13 protein-coding genes and 1 riboswitch (1 of these 14 running past the window's edge) are annotated in these 12,827 nt (G+C 38.9%); all 13 genes read left to right on the forward strand.

All coding sequences use genetic code 11. The annotated features are described in order from the left end of the window. Window positions 1-708, forward strand: partial view of an NAD(P)-dependent malic enzyme gene (locus ASO14_RS01905; protein ID WP_068450730.1) — the 3' portion only. It extends 492 nt beyond the left edge of the window; 708 of the gene's 1,200 nt are visible here — the last part of the coding sequence; the start codon falls outside the window, past its left edge; the stop codon is at window positions 706-708. A gap of 36 nt (window positions 709-744) precedes the next feature. Continuing rightward, window positions 745-933, forward strand: a complete 189-nt coding sequence (locus tag ASO14_RS01910; protein ID WP_068450733.1) for an NETI motif-containing protein — start codon at window positions 745-747, stop codon at window positions 931-933. An 80-nt stretch (window positions 934-1,013) separates the two neighbouring features. Beyond that, a riboswitch (purine riboswitch) is annotated at window positions 1,014-1,111 on the forward strand. 155 nt (window positions 1,112-1,266) lie between these two features. Continuing rightward, window positions 1,267-1,758 (forward strand): 5-(carboxyamino)imidazole ribonucleotide mutase, encoded by a 492-nt coding sequence (gene purE, locus ASO14_RS01915; protein WP_068450736.1) that lies wholly within the window; start codon window positions 1,267-1,269, stop codon window positions 1,756-1,758. Further along, complete coding sequence (purK, locus tag ASO14_RS01920) at window positions 1,751-2,875, forward strand: 5-(carboxyamino)imidazole ribonucleotide synthase (protein ID WP_068450738.1); 1,125 nt, start codon at window positions 1,751-1,753, stop codon at window positions 2,873-2,875. Before purE ends, purK begins: the two co-directional genes overlap by 8 nt. A gap of 15 nt (window positions 2,876-2,890) precedes the next feature. Next, entirely contained in the window at window positions 2,891-4,186 is a 1,296-nt protein-coding gene (gene purB / locus ASO14_RS01925; protein ID WP_068450740.1) for an adenylosuccinate lyase, read from the forward strand. 126 nt (window positions 4,187-4,312) lie between these two features. Continuing rightward, complete coding sequence (gene purC, locus ASO14_RS01930) at window positions 4,313-5,029, forward strand: phosphoribosylaminoimidazolesuccinocarboxamide synthase (protein ID WP_068450742.1); 717 nt, start codon at window positions 4,313-4,315, stop codon at window positions 5,027-5,029. After that, window positions 5,026-5,274, forward strand: coding sequence for a phosphoribosylformylglycinamidine synthase subunit PurS (purS, locus tag ASO14_RS01935; RefSeq protein ID WP_068450744.1), 249 nt, complete (start codon window positions 5,026-5,028; stop codon window positions 5,272-5,274). Before purC ends, purS begins: the two co-directional genes overlap by 4 nt. A gap of 1 nt (window position 5,275) precedes the next feature. Further along, window positions 5,276-5,962, forward strand: a complete 687-nt coding sequence (purQ, locus tag ASO14_RS01940) for a phosphoribosylformylglycinamidine synthase subunit PurQ (RefSeq protein WP_068450747.1) — start codon at window positions 5,276-5,278, stop codon at window positions 5,960-5,962. After that, a complete protein-coding gene (gene purL / locus ASO14_RS01945; RefSeq protein WP_068450749.1) occupies window positions 5,946-8,177 on the forward strand; it encodes a phosphoribosylformylglycinamidine synthase subunit PurL in 2,232 nt (743 codons plus the stop codon). The genes purQ and purL overlap by 17 nt, the downstream gene beginning before the upstream one ends. Further along, the gene (gene purF, locus ASO14_RS01950) at window positions 8,153-9,577 is read left to right on the forward strand and encodes an amidophosphoribosyltransferase (RefSeq protein ID WP_068450751.1); all 1,425 of its coding nucleotides are present in this window, start codon (window positions 8,153-8,155) and stop codon (window positions 9,575-9,577) included. The genes purL and purF overlap by 25 nt, the downstream gene beginning before the upstream one ends. Before the next feature lie 12 nt (window positions 9,578-9,589). After that, entirely contained in the window at window positions 9,590-10,645 is a 1,056-nt protein-coding gene (gene purM / locus ASO14_RS01955) for a phosphoribosylformylglycinamidine cyclo-ligase (RefSeq protein ID WP_068450754.1), read from the forward strand. Next, the gene (gene purN / locus ASO14_RS01960; protein ID WP_068450756.1) at window positions 10,645-11,211 is read left to right on the forward strand and encodes a phosphoribosylglycinamide formyltransferase; all 567 of its coding nucleotides are present in this window, start codon (window positions 10,645-10,647) and stop codon (window positions 11,209-11,211) included. The genes purM and purN overlap by 1 nt, the downstream gene beginning before the upstream one ends. Before the next feature lie 48 nt (window positions 11,212-11,259). Next, complete coding sequence (gene purH / locus ASO14_RS01965; RefSeq protein WP_068450758.1) at window positions 11,260-12,795, forward strand: bifunctional phosphoribosylaminoimidazolecarboxamide formyltransferase/IMP cyclohydrolase; 1,536 nt, start codon at window positions 11,260-11,262, stop codon at window positions 12,793-12,795. Window positions 12,796-12,827 lie beyond the last annotated feature (32 nt).

Here is a 12,827-nt window from a genome sequence, read left to right on the forward strand (position 1 = left end):
GGTACAGCTATCGTTGTATCAGCAGGTTTACGTAATGCGTTAAAAGTTGTTGGCAAACAAAAAGAAAATGTAAAAGTTGTTATTAATGGTGCAGGTGCTGCTGGGGTGGCAGTGATGAAGCTGTTACTTACAATGGGGTATCAGCATGTAACGGCATGTGACTCAAAAGGAATCATTTATAAAGGTCGCCCGTATGGTATGAATGCTGAAAAAGAATATATGGCAAATCTAAGCAGTGCAGAACATCAAGAGGGTACATTAGCAGATGCTTTAGTTGGTGCAGATATCTTTATTGGTGTATCTGTTGCAAATGTTTTAACAGAGTCAATGATTCAGTCGATGAATCAAGATCCGATTGTTTTTGCATTAGCGAACCCAAATCCGGAAATCACTTATGAACACGCGATGGAGTGGGGCGTACGTGTGATTGCGACAGGGCGCTCAGACTATCCAAACCAAGTGAATAATATGCTAGCTTTCCCAGGTATCTTCAAAGGTGCTCTAGCAGTACAAGCGACAGATATTAATGATGAGATGAAGATGGCTGCTGTAAAAGCCATTTCAGAATTAGTAACAGCTGAGCAAATTGAGCGTGGTATTGTTATTCCAAATGTTTTTGAAACAGATGTTACAGATGATGTCGCACAAGCAGTGATGCAAGCAGCAATCGATAGTAAGGTTGCACAAAAGATTCCAAGTCTTATATAATGGAGAAACTTAAACATTATATAAGGAAGTGTCACTTTGGGAAAGAAAACAGTTTGGTATGAAGTTCAGGAAGCAGAAACAATTGAAGCATGCTTAGAGCGTATGCGACAAGAAGGCTATATGCCGGTAGGACGTAGAGAAGAACCATTATTTGAGATGCAAAATGGTGAACCTGTACCTGTTCGACAGCTCATTCAGTTTAAAGGTTTAAAAATAGAAGAATAAAAAACACGAACGATAAAATAATTTATTTCATAAATAGTTCGCATCCTTGTTGACTTGTTTGCTTTGCATTGTTACAATGTACATGAAAACAACAAATCCCACATATATGCTAGAGAATAGGCTCTAGCGTCTCTACCCGGCACCGTAATGTCGGACTATGCGGGAAGCAACAAGACTTTAGGATATTACAAATATTGCTTAAATGTTTTGTAAATACGAACATTTGTATATTTGAACCCCTTAAGTAGCTGCTTTTCGCACGTAGTCATATGACTATGGTGGAGAGCGCGTTACTTTAGGGGTTTTTTATTTGTTCAAAGGGGCGTATAAAAAATGAATCCGAAAATTGGCGTTATTATGGGCAGTTCAAGCGATTGGGAAACAATGAAACATGCCTGCGATATTTTAGAAGAATTAGAGTTAGATTACGAGAAAAAAGTTGTTTCTGCACATAGAACACCAGATTTAATGTTTGAATATGCAGAAGAAGCAAGAGCAAGAGGAATTCAAGTAATTATTGCAGGTGCTGGTGGTGCCGCACATCTACCAGGAATGGTTGCAGCAAAAACGACGTTACCAGTTATTGGTGTACCTGTGCAGTCACGTGCGTTAAATGGTCTTGATTCATTATTATCAATTGTACAAATGCCAGGCGGCGTACCTGTAGCAACTGTAGCAATTGGTAAAGCAGGTGCGACGAACGCAGGATTACTCGCCGCGCAGATTCTATCAATTACTGATGTAGAAATCGCAGAAAAATTAGAAACAAGAAGACAAGCAATGAAAATGAAAGCAATAGAAAGCACAGGTGACCTAAGTGAGTAAAATCATATTTCCAGGACAAACAATCGGCATCATTGGCGGTGGACAATTGGGAAGAATGATGGCCATTGCTGCAAAAGAAGCAGGATTTAAAATTGCGGTATTAGAACCCGCAATGGACTCACCTTGTGGTCAAATTGCTGATATTCGCATCGTAGCACCATATGATGATGAAGCTGCTTTAGAAGAGTTAGCTGAAGTCAGTGATGTGATTACATATGAATTTGAGAATATTGATTATGCAGGATTAAAAAGATTAACAGAGATTGCGTACGTACCACAGGGGGCAGAACTTGTACAAACGACGCAAGATCGTATTTTAGAAAAAGCTGCCTTAACGAATGCAGAAACACCAGTAGCACCTTATATTACAGCTCGCAATTTTCAAGAGTTAGAGCAGAAAATTGAGCAAGTTGGTTATCCTTGTGTTGTGAAAACAGCACGCGGAGGTTATGACGGTAAGGGCCAGCAAATTGTAAAGACAGCTGAAGATTTATCGCTAGCAAAAGATTTATTCACACATTCGGCTTGTGTGGCAGAAGCATTTATTCCATTTGAAATGGAGATTTCAGTTATCGTACAACGTAATGTACATGGTGAAACATATTGCTTACCAGTTGGTGAAAATATTCATGTGAATCATATTCTGCATGAAACAATCGTGCCAGCACGTATTACACAAAGTACCGAAAAATTAGCCATAGAGGCTGCTGAGAAAATTGCAGATGAACTGAATTTAGTAGGAACACTTGCTGTTGAAATGTTTGTATTAGCGTCAGGAGAAATTTTGATTAATGAATTAGCACCGCGACCTCATAACTCAGGTCATTATTCAATTGAAGCATGTAATATTTCGCAGTTCCATCAACATATTCGTGCCATTTGCGGCTGGCCATTACGTAAACCAAAATTATGGAGTCCATCGATTATGGTGAATATCTTAGGGCAACATGTCGTACCTGTAACGAATTCAATCTCAAAATACCCTGATTGGTCCATTCATCTTTACGGAAAACAAGAAGCAAAGAACAATCGAAAGATGGGGCATGTTACAATAATGACGGATGATGTAAATCATACCCTAGACGAAATCAAGAACTCTGGTATATGGGCAGAGTAGAAGGAGACTTTATTTATGATCGCACGTTATACACGACCTGAAATGGGAGCTATCTGGACAGAGGAAAATCGCTATCAAGCATGGTTAGAAGTAGAAATTCTAGCATGTGAAGCTTGGGCAGAGTTAGGGGTTATTCCAAAAGAAGATGTTCAAAAATTACGCGAAAATGCATCGTTTGAAATCGATCGTATTTTAGAAATCGAAAAAGAAACACGTCATGATGTTGTTGCATTTACACGTGCAGTATCAGAAACATTAGGTGAGGAACGTAAATGGGTACATTACGGTTTAACTTCAACAGATGTCGTTGATACAGCTCTTTCTTACCAAATTAAACAAGCTAACGATATTATCCGTAAAGATATTCAAAACTTTATTGATATTATCACTGAAAAAGCAAAAGAACATAAAATGACGGTTTGCATGGGACGTACACATGGTGTGCATGCAGAGCCAACAACTTTCGGTTTAAAACTAGCACTTTGGTTAGAAGAAATGCGTCGTAACCAAGTTCGTTTTGAAGCAGCTGCTAAAACGATTGAAGCAGGTAAAATTTCAGGCGCAGTTGGAACGTATGCAAATATCGATCCATTCGTAGAAGCATATGTATGTGAAAAATTAGGTTTAACACCTGCACCGATTTCAACACAAACATTACAACGTGATCGTCATGCAGAATATTTCTCAGTGCTTGCACTAATCGCAACATCAATCGAGAAGTTTGCAACAGAAATTCGCGGCTTACAAAAATCTGAAACACGTGAAGTGGAAGAAGGGTTTGCAAAAGGACAAAAAGGTTCTTCAGCAATGCCACATAAACGTAATCCAATCGGTTCAGAAAATATGGTTGGTATGGCACGTTTAGTACGTGGTCATATGGTAACTGCATTTGAAAATGTTCCTTTATGGCATGAACGCGATATTTCACACTCATCAGCAGAACGTGTCATTATTCCAGATACAACGATTGCACTGAACTATATGCTAAATCGTTTTGGTAACATCGTGAAAAACTTAACAGTATTCCCAGAAAACATGAAGCGTAACATGACACGTACATTTGGTTTAATTTACTCACAACGTGTGTTACTTGCGTTAATTGAAAAAGGTCTATCTCGTGAAGAAGCATATGATACAGTTCAACCATTAACGGCTCGTTCTTGGGATGAACAAATTCAATTCCGTCCGTTAGTAGAAGAGAATGAAAAAATTTCTTCATTACTATCACCTGCTGAAATTGAAGACTGCTTCGATTATAACTATCATTTGAAAAATGTAGACATGATTTTTGAAAGATTAGGCTTAAACTAAACAACCTATTTCATTCCATCTCATCAACGGTTCAATTCGTTGATGGGAAAGGAATGGATGAACTTTTAAAAGTTTTAATATTTCAAAAAAACGCAATACTTAAAATTATTTACCGGGGGAATGAACGTGGAAAAAGGTCAACTATTGTATGAAGGTAAAGCGAAAAGATTATATGCGACAAATGAGGAAAATGTATTGTTTGTAGCTTATAAAGACAGCGCAACAGCTTTCAACGGAGAAAAGAAAGAAGAAATTGCTGGTAAAGGTGTTTTAAATAATAAGATTACATCACTTATTTTTGAAAAACTTCATGCAGCAGGTATTCCATCACACTTTATCCGTCAAATTTCCGATACAGAACAATTGGTGAAAAAAGTTGAGATTATTCCAATTGAATTAGTTGTACGCAATATTGCAGCAGGTAGTTTAGCAACGCGATTAGGAATTGAAGAAGGTACAAAACTAAAACGTCCAATCGTTGAGTATTACTACAAAGATGATGCATTAGGAGACCCGTTCATTACAACAGAACATATTGATATTTTAGAAATTGCAACACCAGAAGAAGTGGAAACACTTTATCAAAAAGGCTTAGAAGTAAACGCTGTGTTACAACCATTTTTCCATGAAATCGGTGTAACGCTCGTTGACTTTAAATTAGAATTTGGTCGCGATGAACAAGGCACTGTACTATTAGCAGATGAAATTTCACCAGATACATGTCGTCTATGGGATGAAGAAACAAAGCAACACTTAGATAAAGACGTGTTTCGCCGTAATTTAGGAAGTTTAACAGAAGTATACGAAATCATATTATCTCGTCTAGGAGGATTTACAAAATGAAAAAAGTAAAAGTTTATGTAACACTTCGTGAAAGCATTCTTGATCCACAAGGCTCGGCAGTACAAGGTTCCCTACATAACATGGGGTACGAGGAAGTAGCAGATGTACGAATCGGTAAATACTTAGAGCTACAAATCGAACCAAAAGAGCGCGACATGGATACGTTAATTAAAGAAATGTGTGAAAAACTACTAACAAATACAGTGATTGAAGACTATCGTTATGAAGTCGAGGAGGCCAACTAACATGAAATTCGCAGTACTTGTATTCCCAGGTTCAAACTGTGACTTAGATATGTATCATACGATTAAAGACGTATTAGGCGAAGAAGTGGAATACGTATGGCATGATGCAACAGATTTAAGTGCATATGACGGTATTTTAGTACCTGGTGGATTCTCCTACGGTGATTACTTACGTTGTGGCGCAATGGCGAACCAATCGAATGTAATGGAAGAAGTAAAGAAAGCAGCAGAAGCTGGAAAGCCAGTATTAGGCGTATGTAATGGATTCCAAATTCTAACGGAAGCAGGATTACTACCTGGTGCGTTATTACGTAATAAGAATTTAAAATTCATTTGTAAGGACGTAAATTTACGCGTTGTAAATAATGATACGTTATTTACAAATCAGTACGACAAAGATGAAATTATCACAATTCCAATTGCACATGGTGAAGGAAACTATTACTGTGACGCAGAAACATTGGAACAACTACAACAAAACAATCAAATCGTGTTCACATATGAATCAGAAAATCCAAACGGTAGTTTAGCGGATATCGCAGGTATTGTGAACGAACGTGGGAATGTTTTAGGCATGATGCCACACCCAGAGCGTGCAGCAGATGAGGTACTTGGGAATGCGCAAGGTCTTGCTTTATTCAAATCAATTGTAAAACAGTGGAGGGAATCAAATGTCAACCAAGCTTGAGCCAACAGCACAACAAATTAAGGAGCAAAAATTATATGCTTCTATGGGGTTAACAGATGAAGAATTTGCGTTAGTGGAATCGATTTTAGGACGCACACCGAATTGGACAGAGACAGGTTTATTCTCTGTTATGTGGTCAGAACACTGCTCATATAAAAACTCAAAACCAGTTTTACGTAAATTCCCAACAGAAGGAAAACACGTACTACAAGGTCCTGGTGAAGGTGCAGGGATCGTTGATATTGGTGACGAGCAAGCGGTTGTATTTAAAATGGAATCACATAACCACCCTTCAGCAATTGAACCATACCAAGGTGCAGCAACAGGTGTTGGTGGAATTATTCGTGACGTATTCTCAATGGGTGCACGTCCAGTAGCAATGTTAAACTCACTTCGTTTTGGTGAATTAGATGCTTCAAAACGTGTGAAATTCTTATTTGAAGAAGTTGTTGCGGGAATCGCTGGTTACGGTAACTGTATCGGTATTCCAACAGTAGGTGGCGAAATTCAGTTCGACCCTTGCTACGAAGGAAATCCTCTTGTGAATGCGATGTGTGTTGGTTTAATCGACCATAAAGACATTCAAAAAGGTGTTGCTTCTGGTGTTGGGAACACAGTGATGTATGTAGGTGCAAAAACAGGTCGTGACGGTATTCATGGTGCAACATTCGCTTCAGAAGAATTAGACGAGAATGCAGAAGAAAAGCGCCCAGCAGTTCAAGTAGGTGATCCATTCATGGAAAAACTATTATTAGAAGCTTGTTTAGAACTTGTGAAGTTCGAATCATTAGTTGGTATTCAAGATATGGGTGCAGCAGGCTTAACTTCTTCAGCAGCAGAAATGGCTTCTAAAGCAGGCATGGGTATTGAGATGAATCTTGATGCTGTTCCACAACGTGAAACAGGTATGACAGCTTATGAAATGATGTTATCTGAATCTCAAGAGCGTATGTTAGTCGTTGTGAAAAAAGGTGAAGAACAACCAATCGTTGATCTATTTGCAAAATACGGATTAGATGCCGTATCAGTAGGTGTTGTAACAGACGATAAAATGTTCCGCTTAAAACATAAAGGTGAGATTGTTGCAGAAGTGCCAGCAGATGCATTAGCAGAAGATGCACCTGTTTACCATAAACCTTCAGCAGTTCCAGCTTATTATACAGAGTTCCAACAAATCGAAAATGTAGAACCAGAAGTAACAGATTATAAAGAAACATTAAGTGCATTATTACAACAAGCGACAATTGCTTCAAAAGAATGGGTTTATGAACAATATGACCATCAAGTAAGAACAAATACGGTTGTAAAACCAGGTTCAGATGCAGCGATTATTCGCGTACGTGGTACGAATAAAGGTTTAGCAATGACAACTGACTGTAACTCACGTTATATCTACTTAGACCCTGAAACAGGCGGTAAAATTGCAGTTGCAGAAGCAGCACGTAATATCGTATGTTCAGGCGGTCGTCCATTAGCAATTACAGACTGTTTAAACTTCGGTAACCCAGAAAAGCCTGAAATCTTCTGGCAAATCGAAAAATCAGCAGACGGTATTGCAGCAGCATGTCTAGCATTAGAATCTCCTGTAATCGGCGGTAACGTATCACTTTATAACGAACGTAGTAATGAAGCTATCTACCCAACACCGACAATCGGTATGGTTGGTTTAGTAGAGGATTTACAACACGCAACAACACAAGAAGTAAAGCATGCAGGTGACTTCGTTTATGTAATTGGTGACACGAAAACAGAATTCGGTGGTTCAGAATTACAAAAATTAATGAACGGTCGTATTTTCGGACAAGCACCATCAATTGATTTAGAAGTAGAAGCAGCACGCCAAAAAGCATTACTACAAGCAATTCAAGCAGGACTTATTGCATCAGCGCATGATGTAGCAGAAGGTGGTTTAGCTGTGGCAATCGCAGAAACAACATTCGGTACAAACTTAGGTGTGAATGTAACGTTAGAAGGATCAGCAACAACTGCTCTATTCAGTGAATCACAATCACGCTTTGTTGTAACTGTAAAACCAGAATTTGCAGCACGTTTTGAAGAAGTGGTAGCAGATGCAAAACAAATCGGTGTCGTAACAGAAGAAGCCAACATTGTCATCAATTCATCCGAACAACAACCGTTAATTGAAGGCACTGTAGCAGAATTCCAAGATGCTTGGAAAGGGGCAATACCATGCTTGCTGAAATCAGAGGCTTAAATGAAGAATGTGGTGTTTTTGGGATTTGGGGTAATCAAAGTCCAGCACACCTAAGCTACTATGGTTTACATGCTTTACAACACCGAGGTCAAGAAGGCGCTGGGATTGTTGTATCAGATGGTCATCATCTAAAAGCAGTTAAAGGCGAAGGACTTGTAAATGATGTATTCAACGAAGAAAAGTTAAAGTCTGTAGACGGTAAAGCAGCGATTGCACATGTTCGCTATACAACAGCAGGAGGGGCGGGGATTGAAAATGTTCAACCCCTTCTTTTCCACTCATCTACAGGTAGTTTATCGATTGCGCATAATGGTAACTTAGTAAATGCGAATCGCTTGAAAAAATATTTAGAGCGACAAGGTAGTATTTTTCATTCAAGTTCAGATACGGAAGTATTAGCGCATTTAATTAAAAAGAGTACACATGCAACATTCAGCGAAAAAGTTAAAAATGCATTGACGTTATTAGAAGGCGCGTATTCATTCTTAGTGATGACGAAAGACGAGATGATTGTAGCGCGTGACCGTAATGGTTTACGCCCACTTTCATTAGGTAAGCTAGGCGAGGCTTATGTCGTAGCATCAGAAACATGTGCATTCGATTTAATTGGTGCTGAAACAGTTCGTTCAGTGGAACCAGGTGAGATGCTGATCATCAATGATGAAGGTGTTCAATCAGTTCGCTTTGCAGAAATTCAAAATCGTGCGATGTGTGCGATGGAATATGTCTACTTAGCACGACCAGATTCTAATATTGATGGCATTAATGTGCATATGGCACGTAAACGTATGGGTAAACAATTAGCAAAAGAATGCGCTCATATCGAAGCGGATGTAGTAACAGGCGTTCCTGATTCAAGTATTTCTGCTGCGATTGGTTTTGCAGAAGAAAGTGGTATTCCTTATGAATTAGGTTTAATTAAAAACCGTTATGTTGGTCGTACATTCATTCAACCAACACAAGAATTACGTGAACGTGGTGTGAAGATGAAATTATCACCAGTTGTTCAAGTCGTAAAAGGCAAACGTGTCATCATGGTAGACGATTCGATTGTACGTGGTACAACATCACGTCGTATTGTCAAAATGTTAAAAGAAGCTGGCGCAGCAGAGGTACATGTTGTCATCAGCTCACCACCAATGACAGATCCATGTTATTACGGTATTGATACATCAACACATGAAGAATTGATTGCTTCAAGTCATTCAGTGGATGAGATGTGTGAAGCGATTGGTGCAGATTCCTTAACATTTTTATCAGTGGAGGGCATGGTTGAATCGATTGACCGTCCATATGAAGGGGAGAATAAAGGACTTTGCTTAGCTTGTTTCACAAGTAAGTATCCAACAGAAATTTTCCCAGATACGATTTTACCGCACGAAAAAGAATTATTAGTCTAGGAGGCCAAGATCTTGTCAAAAGCATATGAACAAGCAGGCGTAAATATTGAAGCAGGTTATGAAGCTGTACAACGTATGAAATCACATGTAGAACGCACAGCAAGAAAAGGCATCATGGGTACATTCGGTGGTTTTGGTGGTATGTTCGATTTATCTGAACTGAATTTAAAAGAACCTGTATTAATTTCAGGTACAGATGGTGTAGGAACAAAATTAAAATTAGCATTTATGGTGGATAAGCACGACACAATCGGAATTGACTGTGTTGCGATGTGTGTAAATGATATTGTCGCACAAGGCGCAGAACCACTTTATTTCTTAGATTATGTAGCAGTAGGTAAAGCAGTACCAGAAAAAATCGAGCAAATCGTTAAAGGTGTAGCAGATGGTTGTGTACAATCAGGGGCTGCATTAATCGGGGGCGAAACAGCAGAGATGCCTGGCCTATATGAAGAAGATGAATATGATTTAGCTGGATTTGCAGTAGGTGCAGCTGAAAAAGCAAATATTGTAACAGGTGAAAAAATCCAAGAAGGTGACGTACTTGTAGGGATTGCTTCAAGTGGTGTTCACTCAAACGGTTATTCACTTGTTCGTAAAATTATGTTTGCAGATGCAGGCTTCACACCAGATACAGTTGTAGCAGGTTACGAGCAACTTGGTCCAATTGGTGAGGCATTATTAACGCCGACAAAATTATATGCAAAACCGGTACTAGATGTATTAAAAGAAGTGGATGTACATGGTATGGCACATATTACAGGCGGTGGTTTCTATGAGAACTTACCACGTATGATGCCAGCAGGTTTAGCAACGGAAGTTGATTTAGGCACTTGGCCAGTTCTACCAATCTTTGATTTACTAGCAGAACAAGGAAAGTTACAACAAAAAGATTTATATAATGTGTTCAACATGGGAATCGGTTTTGTCTTAGCTGTTCCAGCAGCACAAGCTGAAAAAGTCATTGAGTTAGTCGAAAAACATGGCGAAAAAGCTTACACAATTGGTCGTGTGGTTGCTGGTGAAGGTGTGCGATTCAACGGTGAGCATGATGGGAGTTTAGTGTAATGACTAAAAAGTCCATTGCAGTATTTGCTTCAGGTAGTGGTTCGAATTTTCAAGCCATTGCTGAAGCAATTGAACAAGGGGAACTGCAAGCAACGATTCGTTTAGTTGTAACAGATAAACCAGATGCGTACGTGATCGAACGTGCAAAAACAAAGGGGATTTCAGTACTAGCCATTCGTCCAAAAGATTTTTCTTCTAAACAAGCTTATGAAGCAGCGATTTTAGAAGTATTAGAAGAAAAAGAAGTGGAGTGGCTTGTACTAGCGGGATATATGCGTTTAATTGGTGAAACATTATTAGACGCATACCGTTCACGAATCGTGAATATTCATCCTTCATTATTGCCTTCTTTCCCAGGGAAAGATGCAATTGGACAAGCACTCGATCACGGTGTGAAAGTGACAGGTGTAACGGTTCATTATGTAGATGAAGGAATGGATACAGGCACGATTATTATGCAAAAGGCTGTTGATGTGATTGATGGAGATAGAGAGCGAACAGAAGCGGCAATTCATGCAGTTGAGCATGATGTGTATAAAGCAGCTTTACAAAAATTGTGGCATTAAATCTTTACATATAGGGAATTTCCCGCTTAAATCTGAGGAGGAAAAATTGTGACAAAAAGAGCGTTAATTAGTGTTTCGGATAAATCAGGTGTATTAGAATTTGCAAAAGAACTTGTAGCATTAGGCTACGAAGTATTATCAACAGGCGGTACGAAAAAACATCTTCAAGATAATGGTGTACCTGTGACATCTGTTGATGAAGTAACAAAATTCCCAGAAATCTTAGGTGGACGTGTAAAAACATTAAATCCGATGATTCATGGTGGACTTCTTGCAAAATATGATGACGCTGAACACCAAGCACAAATGAAAGAACATGGTATTGAACCGATTGAGATTGTATGCGTTAACTTATATCCATTTGTTGAAACAATTTCAAAACCAGATGTAACATTCGAAGATGCAATTGAAAACATCGATATTGGTGGTCCAACAATGCTACGCTCAGCTGCAAAAAACCAACAATATGTAACAGTAATTGTTGATGCAAATGACTATGAAGGTGTCTTAGCTGAATTAAAAGATGCAGGTCAAACAACTTTACAAACACGTCGTCGTTTAGCAGCAAAAGTATTCCGTCATACAGCAGCATATGATTCATATATTTCGAATTATTTATCAGCAGAATTAGGCGAAGAATTCCCTGAACAAATGACTTTAACTTATGAATTAAAACAAACATTACGTTATGGTGAGAACCCACATCAAAAAGCTGCGTTCTATCAAAAACGTCTTGCTTCTGATTTCTCTGTTGCTTACGCAGAGCAATTACATGGTAAAGAATTATCATATAACAATATTCAAGATGCAAATGCAGCACTTCAAATCATCAAGGAATTTAAACAACCAGCAGCTGTCGCGGTGAAGCACATGAACCCATGTGGCGTTGGCACAGGTGAAACGATTGCAGAAGCATTCAATAAAGCATACGAAGCAGACGCAACATCCATCTTCGGCGGTATTGTTGCGCTAAATCGTGAGGTTGATGCAAAAACAGCAGAGCAATTAGCTTCTATTTTCTTAGAAATTATTATTGCACCTTCTTTCTCAAAAGAAGCGATTGAACTATTAACAGTGAAGAAGAATATTCGTTTACTAACAATCTCTTTCGATCAACATACACAAGATGCATTTAATACAGTATCTGTAGAAGGTGGTCTATTAGTACAAGAGCCAGATCGCTATGGTTTTGATGAAGCAGATATTCAAGTTGTAACAGATCGTCAACCAACAGAAGAAGAATGGGCGGCTATGCGCTTAGGCTGGTCTGTTGTGAAACACGTGAAGTCGAATGCCATTGTAATTACAGATGAGCAAATGACACTTGGAATTGGTGCGGGTCAAATGAATCGTGTAGGTTCTGCAAAAATCGCTTTAGAACAAGCCGGTGAAAAAGCAGCGGGTGCAGCACTTGCATCTGATGCATTCTTCCCAATGCCAGATACAGTTGAAGCAGCTATTGAAGCAGGCATTACGGCAATCATCCACCCAGGTGGTTCAAAACGTGACCAAGAATCAATTGATGCAGCGAATAAAGCAGGCATCACAATGGTTTTAACAGGCGTTCGTCACTTTAAACATTAATCTAAATTAAATTGGGGCTGTCCTATCATATT

Source organism: Kurthia sp. 11kri321, from assembly GCF_001534765.1.
GTDB classification, from domain to species: Bacteria; Bacillota; Bacilli; order Bacillales_A; family Planococcaceae; genus Kurthia; species Kurthia gibsonii.